Origin of the sequence: Trinickia sp. (assembly GCF_051953955.1) — a bacterium.
Classification (GTDB): Bacteria; Pseudomonadota; Gammaproteobacteria; order Burkholderiales; family Burkholderiaceae; genus Trinickia.
In genome coordinates, this window is the sequence record NZ_JBQCIF010000044.1 from 25790 (window position 1) to 43676 (window position 17887).

19 protein-coding genes are annotated in these 17887 nt (G+C 65.2%); 12 read left to right on the forward strand and 7 right to left on the reverse strand.

From position 1 onward, the window contains the following. The first annotated feature begins 82 nt into the window (after positions 1 to 82). A complete protein-coding gene (locus ACTHNZ_RS08445) occupies positions 83 to 826 on the forward strand; it encodes a metallophosphoesterase (RefSeq protein ID WP_440542048.1) in 744 nt (247 codons plus the stop codon). Between the two features lie 51 nt (positions 827 to 877). On the opposite strand, the gene ACTHNZ_RS08450 is transcribed toward ACTHNZ_RS08445, so the two are convergent. Continuing rightward, positions 878 to 1588 (reverse strand): RES family NAD+ phosphorylase, encoded by a 711-nt coding sequence (locus ACTHNZ_RS08450; RefSeq protein WP_440542049.1) that lies wholly within the window; start codon positions 1586 to 1588, stop codon positions 878 to 880. Next, positions 1579 to 1941 (reverse strand): MbcA/ParS/Xre antitoxin family protein, encoded by a 363-nt coding sequence (locus tag ACTHNZ_RS08455; protein WP_440542123.1) that lies wholly within the window; start codon positions 1939 to 1941, stop codon positions 1579 to 1581. The genes ACTHNZ_RS08450 and ACTHNZ_RS08455 overlap by 10 nt, the downstream gene beginning before the upstream one ends. 267 nt (positions 1942 to 2208) lie before the next feature. Between ACTHNZ_RS08455 and ACTHNZ_RS08460 the strand changes: the two genes are divergently transcribed. After that, positions 2209 to 2667 carry an N-acetyltransferase family protein gene (locus tag ACTHNZ_RS08460; protein WP_440542050.1) on the forward strand — a complete coding sequence of 153 codons (459 nt, stop codon included), beginning with the start codon at positions 2209 to 2211 and terminating at the stop codon, positions 2665 to 2667. Between the two features lie 105 nt (positions 2668 to 2772). On the opposite strand, the gene ACTHNZ_RS08465 is transcribed toward ACTHNZ_RS08460, so the two are convergent. After that, complete coding sequence (locus ACTHNZ_RS08465; RefSeq protein ID WP_440542051.1) at positions 2773 to 3648, reverse strand: LysR family transcriptional regulator; 876 nt, start codon at positions 3646 to 3648, stop codon at positions 2773 to 2775. 99 nt (positions 3649 to 3747) lie between these two features. On the opposite strand from ACTHNZ_RS08465, the gene ACTHNZ_RS08470 reads away from it, so the two are divergent. The 3 genes from ACTHNZ_RS08470 (at position 3748) to ACTHNZ_RS08480 (ending at position 7116) form a co-directional block, all read left to right on the forward strand. Next, positions 3748 to 4134: a tautomerase family protein gene (locus ACTHNZ_RS08470; protein WP_440542052.1), complete on the forward strand. Its 387-nt coding sequence runs from the start codon at positions 3748 to 3750 to the stop codon at positions 4132 to 4134. Positions 4135 to 4245: 111 nt separating this feature from the next. Further along, positions 4246 to 6111, forward strand: a complete 1866-nt coding sequence (locus ACTHNZ_RS08475) for a CHAD domain-containing protein (RefSeq protein WP_440542053.1) — start codon at positions 4246 to 4248, stop codon at positions 6109 to 6111. A 114-nt stretch (positions 6112 to 6225) separates the two neighbouring features. Continuing rightward, complete coding sequence (locus tag ACTHNZ_RS08480) at positions 6226 to 7116, forward strand: TOBE domain-containing protein (RefSeq protein ID WP_440542054.1); 891 nt, start codon at positions 6226 to 6228, stop codon at positions 7114 to 7116. An 18-nt stretch (positions 7117 to 7134) separates the two neighbouring features. Here ACTHNZ_RS08480 and ACTHNZ_RS08485 read toward each other — a convergent pair whose 3' ends face one another. Continuing rightward, on the reverse strand, positions 7135 to 7830 hold the full coding sequence (locus ACTHNZ_RS08485; RefSeq protein WP_440542055.1) for a phosphatase PAP2 family protein: 696 nt from the start codon (positions 7828 to 7830) through the stop codon (positions 7135 to 7137). A gap of 268 nt (positions 7831 to 8098) precedes the next feature. Here ACTHNZ_RS08485 and ACTHNZ_RS08490 point away from each other — a divergent pair, with 268 nt between their 5' ends. Both ACTHNZ_RS08490 and ACTHNZ_RS08495 read left to right on the forward strand, forming a co-directional pair. Then, positions 8099 to 9250, forward strand: a complete 1152-nt coding sequence (locus tag ACTHNZ_RS08490) for an extracellular catalytic domain type 1 short-chain-length polyhydroxyalkanoate depolymerase (protein WP_440542056.1) — start codon at positions 8099 to 8101, stop codon at positions 9248 to 9250. Positions 9251 to 9392: 142 nt separating this feature from the next. Further along, a complete protein-coding gene (locus ACTHNZ_RS08495) occupies positions 9393 to 9569 on the forward strand; it encodes a DUF3563 family protein (protein WP_440542057.1) in 177 nt (58 codons plus the stop codon). Positions 9570 to 9611: 42 nt separating this feature from the next. On the opposite strand, the gene ACTHNZ_RS08500 is transcribed toward ACTHNZ_RS08495, so the two are convergent. The 3 genes from ACTHNZ_RS08500 to ACTHNZ_RS08510 all read right to left on the reverse strand — a co-directional run bounded on the left by ACTHNZ_RS08500 (position 9612) and on the right by ACTHNZ_RS08510 (position 11935). Further along, on the reverse strand, positions 9612 to 10418 hold the full coding sequence (locus ACTHNZ_RS08500) for a BPSS1780 family membrane protein (RefSeq protein ID WP_440542058.1): 807 nt from the start codon (positions 10416 to 10418) through the stop codon (positions 9612 to 9614). Further along, entirely contained in the window at positions 10409 to 11404 is a 996-nt protein-coding gene (locus ACTHNZ_RS08505; RefSeq protein WP_440542059.1) for a homoserine kinase, read from the reverse strand. The genes ACTHNZ_RS08500 and ACTHNZ_RS08505 overlap by 10 nt, the downstream gene beginning before the upstream one ends. Before the next feature lie 117 nt (positions 11405 to 11521). Then, positions 11522 to 11935: a hypothetical protein gene (locus tag ACTHNZ_RS08510; protein ID WP_440542060.1), complete on the reverse strand. Its 414-nt coding sequence runs from the start codon at positions 11933 to 11935 to the stop codon at positions 11522 to 11524. Positions 11936 to 12100: 165 nt separating this feature from the next. Between ACTHNZ_RS08510 and ACTHNZ_RS08515 the strand changes: the two genes are divergently transcribed. From ACTHNZ_RS08515 to ACTHNZ_RS08535, 5 genes are all read left to right on the forward strand, one after another. Next, the gene (locus ACTHNZ_RS08515) at positions 12101 to 13627 is read left to right on the forward strand and encodes an AMP nucleosidase (RefSeq protein ID WP_440542061.1); all 1527 of its coding nucleotides are present in this window, start codon (positions 12101 to 12103) and stop codon (positions 13625 to 13627) included. A 208-nt stretch (positions 13628 to 13835) separates the two neighbouring features. After that, a complete protein-coding gene (locus tag ACTHNZ_RS08520; protein ID WP_440542062.1) occupies positions 13836 to 14468 on the forward strand; it encodes a carbonic anhydrase in 633 nt (210 codons plus the stop codon). A 127-nt stretch (positions 14469 to 14595) separates the two neighbouring features. Next, positions 14596 to 16158: a SulP family inorganic anion transporter gene (locus ACTHNZ_RS08525; RefSeq protein ID WP_440542063.1), complete on the forward strand. Its 1563-nt coding sequence runs from the start codon at positions 14596 to 14598 to the stop codon at positions 16156 to 16158. A 73-nt stretch (positions 16159 to 16231) separates the two neighbouring features. Next, entirely contained in the window at positions 16232 to 17590 is a 1359-nt protein-coding gene (locus ACTHNZ_RS08530) for an NYN domain-containing protein (protein ID WP_440542064.1), read from the forward strand. Positions 17591 to 17621: 31 nt separating this feature from the next. Next, positions 17622 to 17807, forward strand: a complete 186-nt coding sequence (locus ACTHNZ_RS08535) for a hypothetical protein (protein WP_440542065.1) — start codon at positions 17622 to 17624, stop codon at positions 17805 to 17807. The last annotated feature ends 80 nt before the right edge of the window (positions 17808 to 17887 follow it).

Here is a 17887-nt window from a genome sequence, read left to right on the forward strand (position 1 = left end):
GCCGAAGCGCCAACGAGGGGCGTATTTCCATGCGCAAGCTCATGCAGGTACACCGGCCACCGTGCCGGATTATGATGGCCGTATGAACTCAACGAGCGAGGCCTATCCCATCGTCAGCCGGCATGCGGCCAATGCCGCCGGCCGGGATTTCGTCGTCGGCGACCTGCACGGTTGCGTCGACGCGCTGCGCTACTTGCTGCGCGAGATCGTATTCGATCCGGCATGCGACCGGCTGTTTTCGGTCGGCGATCTGATCGATCGCGGCAGCCAGTCGGAAGAGGCGCTCGCGCTGCTGGACAAGCCGTGGTTCTTCGCCGTGCTCGGCAATCACGAAGAAGCCCTCTGTCTGGTGGCCGAGGGCATCATGCGGCGCAGCGTTTGGGACGGCCTCGGCGGCGACTGGGCGCAAGCGGTGCCCGAGCGCGTGCTACGCGACTATGCAAAACGCCTGCGGACGCTGCCGCTCGTGCGCGTCGTGGGCAGCGGGCCGAAACGTTTCAATGTCCTGCATGCGGAATTCTTCGGAGACGACGATGCGCTCGACGTCGGCGTCTTCACCGAACGCGTGCGCCAGCAATTGCTCTGGGGGCGTGAGCTCGCGCTCGGCAGTGGCATCGCGGAGCGGCAGGCCGGGCTGTCGCCGACCTACTGCGGCCATACGCCGATGCGGGAGATGGGTCGTATCGGTGCGCAGATTTTCATCGATACGGGCGCGTTCGCCGCGACGGGCAAGCTGACCATCACCGAAGCATTGACGCCGCGTGCATGGTCCGTCTCGGTCGAGCAGGCCGTTGCCGAAGGCGCTCGTCAAATGTCGCTGCCGTAGGCCTTTTCGGCGTGCTCCACCAGCTACGCCTGCACCCGCACTTCCGTGACGCTACCCGATCTGATTCAACTCGAACACGCTGTCGATCGCATGGCCGTTCCAGTTGTACTCGAGGTATGCCGCATGGCGGCAGTCGCGCAGCAGTGTCGTTTTGAAGGCGGCGAGGCATTCGCCCGACGAATCGCGCACCGACGGATAGACGATGCCTGCCGCTCCGGCTTCGCGAAGACGCCGGCCCAGGGCCTGGCCGGCCGAATAGTCGATCGGCGAAAGCACGGCCGGCTCGAGCGTAGGATCGTCGCGCAGATCGATCGCATCGCCGCGTGCTAGCACGGTATAGAGCCGCATCTGCTGGCGCAGCGGTGGTTCGTTCGTCGCGGCGAGAAACAGGGCCGAGTGATAGCGCGTTTCGGCCACGGCGGTTTTTGCGTCGCGCGCACAATAAAAGACGCCGTAGCGGCCGTCGGAGAACCGGCTGCCGAGCGGATTCAGATGCGTGAAGGCGGCCATGATCGGCCCGCAGCCCGGGCCGAAGCAGCGCTCTTCGGGCGGTACGAGGTCGAGTTCGCCCACTTCGGTGCGCAAGCGGTCGTTCGTCATCGCTTCGAGCGCGTAAAGCGCCTCGAAATCCTCCGGCGACGCCACGCGATCGAACAGATTGACTGCCGGAAAGCGCGTGGGGATGACGCGATAAGCCGGCGACCAATCAATGTGGGCGACGCGCTGCGGGGAAAAGCGGCCTTGCGCGGTCGTCACGCCCATCCGCCCCGCATCGCATCGAGATATTGCCGAACGGCGATCAAGTCGCTGACGTTGCCGGCCAGCATCCGGTCGAGCGCACTGGCGCCTCCGAACGGCGGAGCGCTGTTCGGACGTTTGACCCATCCGTCGGCAGTGGCCGGCTCCGGCAGGAGAATTTGCAGTGCCTTATAGATGCCGAGCAGCAGCGAAAGCCGCTCGAGCGTGTCGCGTGAAAGCCGCGCCGAGTGGGGCGCCGCTTTCCATTTGAAGAACGTGGAGCGGCCGGGCGAGCCCAGCAGAACGATTTGCTCGTCGATGGCGAGCCCCCAGTCGCGAGCGATATTGAAAAACGCACGCAAGCCCGCCGCGGACATTTCCGTGAGCGACGGGGCGGCTACGGGCGCGTGCTTGCGCGCGTGCGTACCGGCAGACGATAAGCGATGGACGGCAGCGGGCGACATAATCGATCTCTATTTGAACCACAGTTCAATATTAGTCTATTTATGGATCTATGCAAGTCCGATCGCCGTGAAGCCCACTACGAATTTCCGTGCCGCGGCAGCGCGCTACCTGCGGTAAATTGACGACACCCGCCGCTTCGGCGGTGGGCATGGATTCCATCGACGGGGGAGTGGGATGCAATGACGGACGCAACGACGGCGATACGAAGAATCGAAGCGCGCGACGAAGTGCGCTGGCGCGAATTGTGGGACGGCTACACGCGCTTTTACGAGCGGGAGCCCTCCGAGCCCCTCACGCGCCATGCATGGTCGCGCATCCTCGATGAGCATTCGCCCGTTCACGCGATCGTCGCTGAGCGAGACGGTAAAGTCATCGGCATCGCGAACTACGTCATTCATGAGAGCACGTCGCTGCTCGCGCCCGTCTGCTACTTGCAGGATTTGTTCGTCGATCCTCGTGTGCGTGCCGGCGGCGTAGGCCGTCAATTGATCGACTGGCTGCTCGAGGAAGCGCGAAGGCAGGGCTGGTCGCGCGTGTACTGGACGACGAAAGAAAACAATTACCGGGCGCGGGCCTTGTACGACAGCTACACGCCGCGCAGCGAGTTCGTGCAATACCGCATCGACATGCCTCGTTAGGCGCTTGGTCCCTAGTTCCTAGTTCCTAGTCCCGCAAGGGCCGGCGCATCGCGCCGCCCAGCGGACGACGAATGCAAACCTGCAACCAGCCGTTCTGCTTGTTCGTTATCCGCGAGCAAGGGACTTTGCAAGCGTGCGCAGCGCGTCGGCGGAGCGCGGCTCGCGCACGCGCGAGTACATGACGACGTGCGATTCGGGCAGCGGGGGCAGGCCGAACGTGTCGCCGACATCGACGACGCCCGGCGGTGCGACACGGCGGGCGAGCGCCGATACCGCGAGCCCGGCCGAAAGCGCCGCCCCGATCGCGGCGATGCCGCCGCCGACGAACGTCTCCTCCCATTCGATCGATGCGCGCTCCAGCGCGCGCAGCGCTGCCGTGCGCACGCCACAGGGCGCCGAGAGGACGGCAAGCGGCAGCGGTGCATCGGCCGGCGGCGCCCAATCCGACGCTGCGAGCCAGACGAGCGGCTCGACGAACAACGGTTCGCCGTCCGTCCCGCCGCCCGCCTGCGCGGTGCGTGCGGCGACCTCCTCGGGCTCGTGCCGGACGATTGCGGCATCGAGCCGCCTCTCGTCGTACTGTGCGACGAGCGCGGCCGACGAGCCCAAATGCATTTCGATCACGAGGCTCGGATCGTGCCGATGCAAGCTCGCCACGAGCGGTGCGAGGTGAGGCCCGGCGACATGCTCGCTGAGCCCCACTTTGAGCCGCCGGCGTTCGGTACCGAGCGAGCCCAACGCGCGATCATGGGCAAGCAGCAGTTCGCGCGCCGCATCGAGAAACGCGCCGCCGGCCGGCGAGAGGCGCACCGAGCGCGGTGTGCGTTCGAACAGCGGCTTGCCGAGGTGAGCTTCGAGCCGTTTCACCTTTAGGCTGACGGCCGATTGCGTGGTGGCGAGCAGATCGGCTGCGCGCGTGAAGCTGCGCAAGTCGGCAACGTGGACGAACGCACGCACGGCATCGAGATCGAGCACTTTCATTTCTGATGTAAATGATAGAAATCGCCTTTGATTTCTGTTCATTATGGGTGGCGCGCCGTATTCTGCCTACACCTAATCGATCATTCATGGAGGAATGCCATGCCGCTCGCCCGTATCTCGCTTCCCGCCGGCCGTTCGGCCGAATACAAGAACGCGTTGGCCGACGGCGTGCTGCGCGCGCTCGTCGACACGTTCAACGTGCCGAAGGACGATCAGTTCATGGTCTTGACCGAGCATGCGCCCGAGGACTTGATCTATGACCGCGGCTATCTCGGCATCGAGCGCAGCGACGGTTTCGTGATGATTCAGCTGACGGTCAGCAATACGCGGCCGCTCGACAAAAAGCGCGCGCTCTATCGCCGGATCGTCGAATTGCTGGCGGACAAGCCCGGCGTCCGCAAGGAGGACGTCTTCATCAGTCTCGTCGAGGTATTGCCCGAGAACTGGTCGTTCGGCAACGGCGAGGCGCAGTACGTTCCAGGCTGAACGAGCGAGCGTGCTCCCTGAAGCGAATGCGCGCTGCCCGACGTCCGGCCGAGATGGCGGGGCGCGGTGTGTATATCATGGAAGGCGCGCATCAGCTTAGGGGGAGCGCCGATGTCGGGCACCGTAGAACTCGTGCTTGCGATCGAGGCTGCGGCCGCAAGCGAATGGATGGCCGGCCCTGCCGCGGAGCAGGGCAACGGCCGCACCGCGGCTGCGGGCGTGAAGGCCGCCGGGGTGCGGAAGCAGAAAGCGGGCACTCGTCGTACGGCGGCGCGCGCGTTGGCGCCGGCGGACGCGGGTGCGGCCGTTGCCGACGCGTTGAGTCGAATGCCGGGGATCGTCGAAGTTGGCGCCGTCTACCGTTCGACCGTCCGCGCATTCGTCGAGCCGGAGGGCACGTGGCGCATCATGCTCGCCGATGCGGGGGACGAGGCGCGTCGCATCACGGTTGTGCGTGCCGACGAACTCACCCCGGGTATATGGCGATGCCAAACCCTATGCGACGAGGCAGGTAGCGAATCGCTCTCGGCGCAGGCACTGCTCGCATTCGGCGAGACCGCGCCCGAGGCGCTCAAAGCAGTGCTAGGAAAGCCGGAGAAGTTCGCATCGATACCTGCGTTGACCGTTTCACGCGGCAAGTGGCGCTGGGAGGGTCCCGACGGCGCCGTCGTCGATATCGAATTGCACGACGCGCGTGCGGGCTTCGATCGCTTCCACGACCCGGCCATCGCGTCTGCCACTCCGCCGAGGCCTGAAGCGGCTGCGCCCGTTACAGCGGCAGACCAACGAGCGCGCAGTGCGGTGCCGATGGGATTCTGCGAATTGCGCCTCGTGTCCCGGATCGATCGAGCGCAAGCCACGATCCACGCCGGGGCCGGGTCGCCGCATGCAGCGGCTGAACCGGAGCCGCCGCAGGAAGGAAAGCACGCCGAATCGAACGCTGAAGCAAGGGAGCAAAGCGCGGCCGAGCATTCGGCGGTGCATGCTCTGTTCGTCGCGGCGGGCGCTTTGATCGATACGCTGCCGGTCTTTCCGTCGTTGATCGACGGCTACGCGAGGGCATGCCTACCCAGCGGAAGCCGGGCGCCGGTTCGCGCGGCCCGCGTCGATTTGCGCCATGCGAAGACGCCTCACGATGCACTGATCGCGGTGGCGGCGAACATCGCACGGCAATGGTTCGGCAACGAAGGCGGAGTACGGGACGGCGCGCGCGACGGCACAGAGTTCTTGCATCAGATGCGAGTGGCCCTGCGACGGTTGAAAACATGGAGCAAGACGTTTTCGCGCTGGGCCGACGACACCTGGGAGCGCACGATCGCCACCGATCTCGATTGGCTCGGCACGCAGCTCGGCCAAGCGCGAGATCTCGATGTTTTTGTCGACACCACACTGCCGATGCTTGTGGCGGCCGACGTCGATCCGGCCGCCTGGGCGCCGCTGCAGGCGCGCGCCGGGGCGCGACGCGGCGAAGCGCGAGCGCAAGTCCAAGCGGCGTTGCGCACGCGGCGCTATGCCGTTCTGTCGTTGGCGTGGCTGCGCTGGCTGACGATGCAACGCTTCTCGGAGGGGCCGTCGTCGATGGCGGGCAAGCCGCTGGCCGACTACGCCGCAAAGCGGGTACGCAAGCATTACCGCCGGTTGGTCGCCAAGCCGGGGCTGCCCGAGCTTACCCCTGCCGAACGCCATCGTCGCCGGATCGAGGCCAAGCGCTTGCGCTACACGCTCGAATTCTTTCAACCGCTCGCATCGCGCAAGACCCGCCGCAAGATAGCGAAGCAGCTCGGCGCCATCCAGAGCGTGCTCGGAGACGGCAGCGACGCGACGGCGGCATTGCGCTTTCTCGAGGCGCTCGATGCGCCGCCTTACGTGCACGGTTTCGCGCGCGGATGGTGCGAGGCAGTCAATCGCTGGTCGGCCATCGAGGGCGAACGCCTGCTGCGGGAGTTGGGCAAGCCGAAAATCATCCGCGCCTGGTAAAGGCAGAAAGGCAGGAGCGAAGAAGCGAGCAGTAGGGACGCTCGGGCGCCGCGATACCGCGGCCTATAATTCCGACTTTCCGTTTCCTCTTCTTCTTGCCTCCAGGTGTCCCCCATGAGCGAACAGCGTGCGGCATCGGCGTGCCTGGCCTCCGGCGAGCGCCTGGCCACGCCGCTGGAACTCGGCGGATCGGTTTGGCTGCGTGCCGGCGAGGAAACGCTCGGCGGCGCGGCGCGCATCGCGTTGTTGGCTGCGATTCGCGATACGGGATCGATCACGTCCGCGGCGAAGGCGGTGGGCATCAGCTACAAGTCAGCGTGGGATGCCGTCGACGCGATGAACAATCTCGCGGGCGAGCCGCTCGTCATGCGCGCGGCGGGCGGCAAAGGCGGCGGCGGCACGACCCTCACGCCGCGCGCTCACCGCCTCATCGAGACCTTCCATGCGGTAGAGCGCGAGCACCGCAAATTCATCGAGCGCGCGAGTGCTGCGATCGAGCATTTCGCCGGCGATTGGCCTTTGATCGGGAGAATCGGCATGAAAACGAGTGCCCGTAATCAGTTCTACGGGACGGTGTCGGCCGTCATGCGCGGCAGTGTCAACGATGAAGTTTCGCTCGGGTTGCCCGGCGGGCAGACGATCGTCGCCGTGCTCACCCATGAGAGTACGGAGACGCTCGGCCTCGTAGTCGGCGCACCGGCTTTCGCCCTCGTGAAGGCATCGTGGGTGATGCTGATGGCCGACGACGCCGCTGCGGGGCGAGCACTGCGCCTATCCGCGCGCAATCAACTGAGCGGCTCGGTTACGCGCGTGACGCGCGGTGCCGTGAACACCGAGGTTTCGCTTGCGCTCGATGGTGCCACGGGCGTGCCGCCCGACGTCAATTCGACGGTGATTACCGCCATCGTCACGAACGAAAGCGCCGACACGTTGGAATTGGCCGAGGGAAAGCGTGCGACGGCCGTATTCAAGGCGTCGAGCGTGATTCTCGGTACGGCGGACTGACGCAGGCGGGGCCGGGGCTCAAGCGAAAGGGGGCGTCAGCGCCGCACTGCGGCCCGCGGGCGGCGCGAGCGCCGGTCGCGGCGCATAATGCCCCGCCTTCCAGCGGGCGCGGATGAAAGGCCGGTCGCGGCCCGACAAATGCAGCGCGATGTGCGTGATCCAGTACTGCGTCGGGACTCGCACGTCGTGAAGTGCCGCCGTCAACATCAACAGACTGACGGCGATGGGCACCGCCGACAATTTGCTGGGCTTGGCGTCCCAGGCCCACCAGATGAACAACATGGCCGCCAGCGCGCCGACGATGCAGCCGGCCACGGCTTCCGAAGGCGAGTGCGCGCTCAGCACGACGCGCGACAGCCCGACGGCGACGCCCGCGGCGAGTCCGCATGCCACGCCGGCCAGCCGAATGCCGGCTCGGGCTCGCAGCAGCGTCAGGAAGAATGCAACCGGATAGACGGCAGTGGACAGCATCGCGTGACCGCTGACGCCCGTGAAATCCCATTCCCGAATTCCCACTCCCCAGCCGAGGAACGCGATCTTGGTGAGCGTGACGAGCCCTGCTGCCGCACCGACGATCACGAGCCATCCGAGCGCCAGGCGTTGCGAATAGCCAATGGCGAGCCATAGTGCAATCGCGATGGCGAGCGGCAGCGTGAGTCCCGCACCGCCCAGGCGCGTGATCGAAAACCAGAGGTGAAGAGGCAAATCGTGCATATGGTGCATAGCCGGGCGGGGACGACCGCGCGGCTCCTATCTGCTTAACGCGCATGCCATTGGAAACGACGACAGGCGCGACGCGAACGGACAGTATAACGACGCCTCGCCGGCCATGGGGACCCAGCGCGTGCGATGGCGCACGGCGCCGAATCCTCGGCCAGGGCGCGCCGTGCCGGGCGCCGTCGCTCGAAGAGGGTATATTGTGCATTGCGTCATAAAGCTGAGTCGCACGGCCGAACCGTCCCTTTTTAGCGAGCCACGTCCAATGACCAAAAGCCTGACGAAGCTCTGGTTACAGGGTTTCAAACGCATCATGTCCAGCGTGCCCGCGGCACAAGCGGAGTACTTGCGCCAAGCGACGAAGGCCAAGCGCCGCAAACGCGCCGATGCCGCCCCGCGGCGCGCCCCGGAGCGGACCGCGCAGGCGGTGCGCGAAGCGCGCGAGCCCCGCGAATCCCGGGTGCGCCCGCGTGCCGGTGCTTGGACAAAGGGCGAGTGGACGCGTTCCTATCACTCGGCGCCGCCGTTGCCGGGCCGCCTAGTCAATCATTTGTCCTACGGCTTGTACATTCCGCCAAAGGCGGGGAAGGGTCCGATGCCGCTCATCGTCATGCTGCATGGCTGCAAGCAGACGATCGACGAATTCGCGATGGGCACGCGCATGAACGTCGTGGCCGATCAGCATGGCTTCGCGGTCGTCTACCCGGAGCAATCGAAGCATGCGCACGCGCATCGGTGTTGGCACTGGTACGACGACCGCGACACGGCGGGGCTCGGCGAGGCGCGCGCGGTCGTGTCGCTCGTCGACTCGCTGATCGCCCATCACGGGATCGATCCTGAGCGGGTCTATCTTGCGGGATTGTCCGCCGGTGCGGGCCTCGCGTCGTTGCTCGCGCTCAATTATCCCGAGCGGTTCGCGGCCGTCGCGCTGCACTCGGGGCCAGCGCTGGGGGAAGCCCATTCGGGCATGACGGCGATGGACGTTATGCGGCGTGGGGTGCGGCGCGACCCGGTGGTCCTCATCGACGCGATCGTCGACGTCGCGCGTTATCCCGGGATGCCGGCGCTCATCGTGCACGGCGAGGCCGATCGGGTCGTTGCCCCGAAAAACGCTGAACAGCTCGGCCGCGCGTTCTTACGCCTGAACGGCTTCATCGATCGGGACGGCAACTGGGTTTCCGGTGCGTTGCGCGAGACGCGCGAAGGCGCCGCGCAGATCCAGGACTATGTGATCGGCCAGCGACGCGTGGTGCGCGTGTGCCGCGTTCCTGATCTTGGCCACGCCTGGGCGGGGGGTGACGAGGCCGTTCCATTCCATTCCGAGATCGGGCCCAATGCGAGCGCGTTGATCTGGGCCTTCCTGCGCGACCAGCGCCGACGTTCCGTTTCGGCCGCGCGCCGGGCCGCAGTCCGATAACGCCGCCGGCAGCCGCGCGAGCGGCCTTTGATGCGGAAAAACCACACCTCGGCAAGAGCCCTCTAGCGGTTCCCTAGGGTTTTCCCTATAATTCGGGTTATCGCTTAGGTGTTAACACCTATCACCGCACGAGGCCACCATCATGTTTCTGCTTAGCCGCCTGTTCCTGTTCCTGACCCAAACGGCCGAAGAGCGCCAAAAGGCGCACAACGATGCCTACCTGGCCGAAGCCACCGATCTGTACGATCTCGAATTCCGCATGCGCAAGCTCGACCGCGAAGCGGCGGTCGTGCAACCGGCTTGGCAAACGGCAAACTAAAGCCCCTGCTTTGCAGCTAAACGCGGAACGGATTGGCGTCAATCAGACGCCGGGCGTTCCCGGGGTGCTCGGTCCATTGGGCTCCTGCACGCCATAGCAGCCGCGATACGTGGCGTAAAACGAGCAGTAAAGCATCGTCGTCAGCGTGATCGACGCTGGAAAGAGCACCGTGAACGCGTACTCGCGTGCGCCGATGGCGCTCATCAGCAGCGATAGCCCGAGCGAAACCACGATCGCCGTGGCGAACCAGAGCACGCCGTACACGATGAACGCGCCGCGGTTGCGCCAGCAGGTGACGAGGCTGAAGAACATCGCCTTGACGGGCGGCACGCCGTGCCAAGCCGTCAGCACCGGTGCGAACCAAAATAGCATCGCCACGGGCACATAGCACGCGATCGCTACGAGCCCGGCCTTGAGCAAGGGGCTTGCCGCGAGCGTCTCGGGAGCGACGTCCTGCGTGCCCATCATGAGCTTGAAAAGCACGCCGCCATCCGACAGCGCCGAGCCGGCGAACACGAGCGCGAGCGCCGCCACATAGATCCCGCCCAGTTCGAGCAGGCGCACGGCGCTGGACGCGCCGTAGGACCTGAATCCATCGACGAGCACCGTCGGAAACACCATTTTGCCGGCCACGGTATCGCGGCACGCCGTCATGAAACCGACTGCGATGCCGGGAATCAACACGAGCGGGACCACCGCGCCGACGAGCGGGATCAACGATATGGCCCACATCGCGATCAGATAGGTGAAGAAAATCGTCAGAAATCCAAGCGGATTGCGACGGAACAGCCAAATGCCCTGCCGGTACCAGACGTAGCCGGTCTTTGCGGAAACTTCTGTCAGTTGCATGGATGTGACGCAGCCAAAGGCGCGACGCCGGCTAGCCGGTCGCGCAAGATGCGTTCGAAATGGGTGGGATCGTGCGGCTTGAGCATCTCGGCCGCTCGGGGTAGATAAAAATCGTATAGGCGCGACACCCAGAAGCGGTAGGCTCCCGCCCGCAGCATGTCGCCCCAATGGCCGCGTTCTTCGGACGTGAACGGCCGCACGGTTTGATAGGCGCGCAGCATCGCACTCGCGCGCGTGTCGTCGAGCCGGCCGGTTGCGAGATCGACGCACCAATCGTTCACCGTCACCGCCACGTCGAAGAGCCACTTGTCGAAGCCCGCGAAATAGAAATCGAAAAAGCCGCCGAGGCGCACCGTGTGATCCGTGGCGGGGGGGGCCGGCGCGAACAGCACGTTGTCGCGAAACAGATCGCAGTGGCACGGGCCCCCCGGCAACGCCGCGTAGTCGGCCGATGCGGAGAAAGCCGACTGGTGAGCCAGTTCGGACGTCAGGAGCTCACGTTGCGCGTCCGTCAAGAAGGGCAAGACGTGCGGCACCGTTTCTTGCCACCACGGCAGACTGCGCAGATTCGGCAGATAGGGTTTGAACGCGCGCCCGGCCAGATGCATGCGAGCCAGCATTTGGCCGACTTCGGCGCAGTGCTCGGCGGCGGGCGCCAATTCGGCCCGGCCGGGCAGCTTCGTGACGATGGCGGCGGGCTTGCCGTGGAGCATCCCGAACAGCGCTCCGTCGTGGCGCGGCATCGGGTCCGGCACCGGAACGCCATGGTGAGCGAGGTGCCGCATGAGCTCGAGATAGAACGGCAGTTGTTCGGCCGTCAGTTTCTCGAAGATCGTGAGGACATAGGCGCCGCGCGTCGTCGTCAGAAAGAAGTTGCTGTTTTCGATGCCGGACGGGATACCGCGGAAATCGACGACATCGCCGAGATCGTAGTGGCGCATCCAATGCGCGAGATCGGTTTCATTGAGGACAGTAAAGACGGCCATGCGAGGAGCTTCGAGTGCGATTGAACGGGGAGCGCGACAGCGGCAGTGGCCGCACGCTGCCAGCGCGCGGGCGGCCGATCCGGATCGCGCGCGACGCGCCGGGCGATGCGGCGGGAATCAGTAGCGCAGATTGATCGACGGCAGGCGCGTGCTCGGTTGCGCACTGCTATGGACTTGCGGCGAGGTATCCGGAGATGCGCTCATTTGGTAGCGGGTGCCGAAGTTCGAGTGGACGTCGATTTCGACGGGCTTGCCGCGATCGCGATACTCGATGATCTCGGTGCCGTTGCGGCTCTTCTCGTAGAAGCTCGGCGTGCGGGGGACGTCGTTGATGTCGACCTTCGACGTCACCTCCGCCGCGGGGCGGTTGATCTTGGTCAGGTCGGGCAGCCCGGCCGCCTCGTTGGCAGCGCGCTGCGCTTCGCGCGCTTGAGCGTCGCCGGCCGGGGCCGCGAGCGCGAGGCGCGGGATGGCGGCAAGACTCGCGACGGCTAACGCTGCGCAAACGGCGGCGGAAAAGTACGGCTTCATGATGGATCTCCGGAAGATCCTTCGATTCTAGCAAATGCGCCTTGCTTGGCGGCTGCGATCCTGCGCTGCAAGGCGCGGCCGCGCGTGCGGACCGCAACGGCGGGCAGGCGGGTCGGAGCGCGGCGCTTCGTGGTAATGTCGTTTCAACGAACGAGGCGAACACAAATGAAAAACGATATGACACAACATGCGCGCGCCATGCACCCGACCGATTTCCCGACCGAGGCCTTCACGGACGCCGCCGACGCCGTCATGCGCCTGTCCGAGATCTACGAAGCGAACGCGGCGTTCCTGCGCGACGCGTTCGCGCGCTATCGGCGCAACGAGCCGTTCCACGAGCGCGTGCGCGCCTGCTATCCGTTCGTGCGCGTGCGCACGGAAGTGAACACCCATGTCGATTCGCGCCGCTCGTACGGATTCGTGGCAGGGCCGGGCGTGTTCGAGACGACGGTGACGCGCCCGGACCTTTTCGGCAATTACTATCGCGAGCAATTGCGCCTGCTGGCGAAGAATCACCACGTCGAGATCGAAGTCGGCGTCTCGCAGCAGCCGATTCCGATTCATTTCGCGTTTGCGGAAGGGATTCACCTCGAAGGGGATCTCGGCCGCGAGCGCTTGATGGCCATGCGCGACGTCTTCGATACGCCCGATCTGGCCGCGCTCGACGACCGCATCGTCAACGGCACCTATGAACCGTTGCCGGGCGAACCGCTCCCGCTCGCATTGTTCACGGCCCCGCGCGTCGATTTTTCGCTGCATCGCCTCAAGCACTATACGGCGACCTCGCCGACGCATTTCCAGAATTACGTTCTCTATACGAACTATCAGTTCTATATCGACGAGTTCACGAAGCTCGGCCGTCAATTGATGGCGCACACGGACGACGAAGAATTGCGCGCTTATCGAAGCGAGTACACCTCGTTCGTCGAGCCGGGCGACGTGATCACGTACAACGCGAACCTCGGCGAGCAGCCCGACGATGGCGCCGCGCCGGCGCGGCTGCCGCAGATGCCGGCCTATCACTTGAAGCGAGCCGACGGCAGCGGCATCACGATGATCAACATCGGCGTGGGGCCCTCCAATGCGAAAACGATCACCGATCACATCGCGGTGCTGCGTCCGCATGCATGGGTGATGCTCGGCCATTGCGCGGGGCTGCGCAATACGCAGCGGCTCGGCGATTACGTGCTCGCACACGGCTATGTGCGTGAGGATCACGTGCTCGATGCCGATCTGCCGCTATGGGTGCCGATTCCTGCGCTCGCCGAAGTGCAGGTGGCGCTCGAGCGCGCCGTCGCGCACGTGACGAAGCTGGAGGGCGCCGAGCTCAAGCGCGTGATGCGCACGGGCACCGTGGCGAGCGTCGACAACCGCAACTGGGAATTGCGCGATCACCGCGAGCCGGTGCAGCGCCTCTCCCAGAGCCGTGCCATCGCGCTCGATATGGAGAGCGCGACGATCGCCGCGAACGGCTTTCGTTTTCGGGTCCCGTACGGGACGCTGCTGTGCGTCTCCGATAAGCCGCTGCACGGCGAACTCAAATTGCCGGGAATGGCCGATCAGTTCTATCGCGCGCAGGTGGACCAGCACTTGCAGATCGGCGTGAAGGCGATGGAACTGTTGCGCATGAACGGGCTCGATCGATTGCACAGCCGCAAGCTGCGCAGCTTCGCCGAAGTCGCGTTCCAATAAGCGGGCCGCGGTCGGGGCGGCGAGGCGGCCGCTCACGACCGACTTCGATTGCGCCCCTTCCCGGTGCAGAGGCAGGCGGGAATACGTCAGAGGATTATTTTTCGATTTTTTTTGGAACCTCTTGTCCGTAAGCTTTTCGTAATGAACGCGCGGATCGTTCGCGACGACGCCGCGCACGCTCATACGGATCTTCAGCAGGAGGACATCGATGAATCACGCGAAGCGGCTACTACTAGCCAATCGCGCATGGTCGCAAGAGGTCACGGCGCGCGACCCGGGCTTTTTCGAGCGCCTTGCGCGCGGCCAACAACCTAGCGTTCTTTGGATCGGCTGCTCGGATAGCCGAGTGCCCGCCGAGCGCATCACGAATGCGCAGCCCGGCGAACTGTTCGTTCACCGCAACATCGCCAATCTCTACACGTCCGACGACGGCAACGTCTCGAGCGTCGTCGAATACGCCGTGCATGCGCTCGGCGTCGAGCACATCGTCATCTGCGGGCATCATCATTGCGGCGGCGTGCGCGCGGCCCTCTCGCCGCCTTCCGATGCATTGCCTGTCGTCAATCGCCGCATCGCCGGGCTGCGGCACCTCGCGCAACGCCACTGCGATGCATTGAATGCCATTGCCGACTTCGAGGCGCGCGTCGATCGACTCGTCGAACTGAACGTCATCGAACAGGTGAAGCTGCTGCGCGAATCGCCGATCGTGCGCAGCGCATCGCGGCCGCCGACGGTACACGGGTGGGTGTTCGGGTTGCGCGAAGGGCTGCTGACGCCGTTGACCGACGCCGATGTGCAAGAGGCACCGGCCGCCCTCGCAGCGGCGAATGCGGCGGCTTGACGCCACGCTGTCTCAGCCGTTCTCCAACCGCAGCTTCTTTTCGTTCGCCGCCGCGATTCACCGCCGCCGTTCGCGGTGCGGCTCAATTCGTCATCAAAAGATCATGCACCCCTCTTCCGATTCAAGCTTGCCCACCCCGTTCTCGACGTTGCGCAGCGATGTCTTGGCGGGCATCGTCGTGTTCTTGGTCGCATTGCCGCTGTGCCTCGGCATCGCGACCGCCTCGGGCGTCGAGCCGTTCGCCGGCCTCGTGTCGGGGATCGTCGGCGGTCTCGTCGTCGCGCTGCTCAGCGGGTCGCACGTGAGCGTCAGCGGCCCCGCCGCGGGCCTGGTCGTCATCGTCGTCTCCGCCATCGCGTCGCTCGGCAGCTTCTCCGCATTTCTCGCGGCCGTCCTGATCGCGGGCGCGTTGCAGCTCGGCTTCGGGTTGCTGCGTGCCGGCCGCATGGCGAGCTATGTGCCCGCCGCCGTCGTCAAAGGGATGCTCGCATCGATCGGCATCATATTGATCATGAAGCAAATACCGGTCGGGGCCGGCCTCGTCGCCGGAGCCGATGCGAAGATGGCGCACGCGATGACGGTCTCGACGCCGTTCGGCACCGTGCTACCGATTTCGCTCGCGCTTTGCGCCGCCTCCGTGGCGATGCTGTTCGCCTGGGAAACGCCGAGTGCGAAGCGCTACGGCCTCGTGCGCGCGGTGCCGGGGCCTTTGGCCGTCGTCGTTCTCGGCATCGGCGTGACGCTGTTGCTCGACCGCATCGCGCCATCGCTCGCGACACCCGTCGAGCATCGCGTATCGCTTGCCGCACTCGATTCGCCACGCGCATTGCTCGATGCCATTTCGATGCCCGATTTTTCGCAGCTGGCGAGCCCCGAGGTCTGGCGCGTCGCCATGACGCTGGCCGTGGTGGCCAGCCTCGAAACGCTGTTGAGCCTCGAGGCGCTCGAGCGGATCGATCCGAAGCGCCGCCGTGCCTCGCCCGATCGCGAGCTGAAGGCGCAGGGCGCGGGCAATGTCGTGGCCGCGCTGCTCGGCGGGCTGCCGTTGACGGCCGTGATCGTCCGCAGTTCGGCCAACCTGCATGCGGGAGCGCAGACGCGCATGTCGGCCGTCATTCACGGCATGTTGCTGCTCGCCAGCGTGTTCGTGCTGACTGCCGTGCTGAGCCTGATTCCGCTTGCGAGCCTGGCGGCGATCCTGATTCAAACGGGCTACAAACTTGCCAAGCCACGGCTGTTCGTCGATATCGCTCGCGAAGGCATCGGCCGATGGGCGCCGTTTGTCGCGACGATCGCCGGTGTGTTGGCGACGGATCTGCTGATCGGCATTGCCATCGGCATCGGAACGAGCGCACTCATTGCCGTGCAAGCGAGCTTTTCTCGGACGTTCGTGCTTACGCGTCACGACGATTACTTCTTGCTCTCGGTGCGAAAGGACGCGACGTTCTTCGCGAAGCCGGCGCTCGCTCGTTGCCTCTCGCAGATTCCCGAGCGCGCAACCGTGCTCATCGATGCCGAGCGCGCCGATTTCCTCGACGCGGACATTCGCGATGCAATCGAGGCCTTCGTACGCGATGCCCCGCATCGGCAGGTGACGGTGGAGCGATTGCGTTGGCCCGAGGCAGCGCCGGCCCGAAGCGCACGGCACGCCCCCCGTCTCCTCGCGGGAATCGGCATCGACAGGGCCTAGCCTGCGAACCAGCTATCATGTGCGCAATTTCGAGAATTTGCGAATCATTGCGCCCAAGCGGCTGGAGAACTGCATGGCTTCCCCTCAAGACAGCGTCAACATGGCGGTGTTCTGCGACTTCGAGAACGTCGCGCTCGGCGTTCGCGATGCGAAGTTCGAAAAATTCGACATCAAGCCCGTGCTCGAGCGGCTGCTGCTGAAAGGAAGCATCGTCGTCAAGAAGGCCTATTGCGATTGGGATCGCTACAAGGGCTTCAAGGCCTCGATGCACGAGGCCAGCTTCGAGCTGATCGAAATTCCGCACGTTCGGCAATCGGGCAAGAACTCGGCCGACATCCGGCTCGTCGTCGATGCACTCGATCTTTGCTATACGAAGTCGCACGTCGATACGTTCGTCATCATCAGCGGCGATTCGGACTTCTCGCCGCTCGTTTCGAAGCTGCGCGAAAACGCGAAGAAGGTGATCGGCGTGGGCGTGAAGAATTCCACGTCCGATCTTTTGGTCGCCAATTGCGACGAGTTCATTTTCTACGACGATCTCGTCCGCGAGCAGCAACGCGCAACGGCCAAGCGCGAGGCGCGCGAAGCGAGCGTCGCCGTCAAGCGAGCCGTCGACGAAGATAAGCAGCCGAAGGCGGAGATGGAGGCGCGCAAGGCGAAGGCGATCGCGATCGCCGTCGAAACTTTTGATGCGCTCGCGTCGGAGCGCGGCGAAAGCGGCAAGATTTGGGCCTCGGTGCTCAAGAGCGCGATCAAGCGCCGCAAGCCCGACTTCAGCGAGTCGTACTACGGTTTCCGCGCGTTCGGCAATCTGCTCGACGAAGCGCAAGCGCGCGGCTTGCTCGAAGTGGGGCGCGACGACAAATCGGGCGCATTCGTTTATCGGCCGAGCCAGCCGGCGCCGGTACCTGCCTTGGCTCCCATGTCCGCATCGGTTTCCTCCGAGCCCACGAAGCCAGCCGCCCCCGATCTGCCCGTCCAGGACACCAACGGCTCATCGATCGAAGCCGGCGGTCACAAAGGGCGAAAGAAAGGCAAGGGTGCACGCAAGCCGGGTCGCGAGCACGGGCCTGCCGCAGAGCAAATGTCCGCGGCGGCGGCAGTCGAAGCGGCGCGGCAGGACTTGCGCGAAACGCCGGCAGAGCCTGTCGTGTCCATCGAGGAACCGGCGCTGTCGCCCACCGGGCCGGCCGAGGCTGCGCAGGAAGCCGCACCGAAGCCGCGCCGCGCGGCTCGCAAAGCGCCGGCAAAAAAGGCCGGCACGACACGCGGCGGCGGTATGACGACCGCCGAGGCCCAACGTCGCGCCGCCGAACCGGCCATGACGACGGAAGCGCCGGCTGCGGCCAAGCCCGCGAAAGCGCCGCGCAAGTCGGCATCGCGGGCTCATCGTCCACGCAAGAGCGCGACGGAAAACAACGACGGCCAATGACATTAGCCGGTGATTCGGCAGGAGAAGAAACGTGTTCACTTGTAGAAATCAGAGCTGCCAAGCGCAATGGGCGCTCGCGGACGTCGTCATCAAGAATGAGGGCCAGGGACTGCTGTTCCGCTGCCCCATGTGCGGCGCCCGCAACTACGTCGAGAAATTCGAAGGCGATGACGGCGCCGTCCTCTACGAGCAGATCGAGGGCAAGCCATTCGTCTGACGGCAGATTTCCGTCCGTCAGCTTCTCGCCCGCCCGCCGCTGCCACGGCGGCGGCCCCCCGGGGTCCCCAATTACCCTAA

Excerpts from the sequence above, each read along its gene's own strand:
- ACTHNZ_RS08445 (WP_440542048.1), top strand. The coding sequence starts at position 83 with ATGAACTCAACGAGCGAGGCCTATCCCATCGTCAGCCGGCATGCGGCC.
- ACTHNZ_RS08515 (WP_440542061.1), top strand. The coding sequence starts at position 12,101 with ATGAAAAACGATATGACACAACATGCGCGCGCCATGCACCCGACCGAT.
- ACTHNZ_RS08520 (WP_440542062.1), top strand. The coding sequence starts at position 13,836 with ATGAATCACGCGAAGCGGCTACTACTAGCCAATCGCGCATGGTCGCAA.
- ACTHNZ_RS08455 (WP_440542123.1), bottom strand. The coding sequence starts at position 1,941 with ATGTCCGCGGCGGGCTTGCGTGCGTTTTTCAATATCGCTCGCGACTGG.
- ACTHNZ_RS08500 (WP_440542058.1), bottom strand. The coding sequence starts at position 10,418 with ATGCAACTGACAGAAGTTTCCGCAAAGACCGGCTACGTCTGGTACCGG.
- ACTHNZ_RS08505 (WP_440542059.1), bottom strand. The coding sequence starts at position 11,404 with ATGGCCGTCTTTACTGTCCTCAATGAAACCGATCTCGCGCATTGGATG.
- ACTHNZ_RS08450 (WP_440542049.1), bottom strand. The coding sequence starts at position 1,588 with ATGGGCGTGACGACCGCGCAAGGCCGCTTTTCCCCGCAGCGCGTCGCC.
- ACTHNZ_RS08490 (WP_440542056.1), top strand. The coding sequence starts at position 8,099 with ATGACCAAAAGCCTGACGAAGCTCTGGTTACAGGGTTTCAAACGCATC.
- ACTHNZ_RS08510 (WP_440542060.1), bottom strand. The coding sequence starts at position 11,935 with ATGAAGCCGTACTTTTCCGCCGCCGTTTGCGCAGCGTTAGCCGTCGCG.
- ACTHNZ_RS08485 (WP_440542055.1), bottom strand. The coding sequence starts at position 7,830 with ATGCACGATTTGCCTCTTCACCTCTGGTTTTCGATCACGCGCCTGGGC.
- ACTHNZ_RS08495 (WP_440542057.1), top strand. The coding sequence starts at position 9,393 with ATGTTTCTGCTTAGCCGCCTGTTCCTGTTCCTGACCCAAACGGCCGAA.
- ACTHNZ_RS08460 (WP_440542050.1), top strand. The coding sequence starts at position 2,209 with ATGACGGACGCAACGACGGCGATACGAAGAATCGAAGCGCGCGACGAA.
- ACTHNZ_RS08530 (WP_440542064.1), top strand. The coding sequence starts at position 16,232 with ATGGCTTCCCCTCAAGACAGCGTCAACATGGCGGTGTTCTGCGACTTC.
- ACTHNZ_RS08475 (WP_440542053.1), top strand. The coding sequence starts at position 4,246 with ATGTCGGGCACCGTAGAACTCGTGCTTGCGATCGAGGCTGCGGCCGCA.
- ACTHNZ_RS08480 (WP_440542054.1), top strand. The coding sequence starts at position 6,226 with ATGAGCGAACAGCGTGCGGCATCGGCGTGCCTGGCCTCCGGCGAGCGC.
- ACTHNZ_RS08470 (WP_440542052.1), top strand. The coding sequence starts at position 3,748 with ATGCCGCTCGCCCGTATCTCGCTTCCCGCCGGCCGTTCGGCCGAATAC.
- ACTHNZ_RS08465 (WP_440542051.1), bottom strand. The coding sequence starts at position 3,648 with ATGAAAGTGCTCGATCTCGATGCCGTGCGTGCGTTCGTCCACGTTGCC.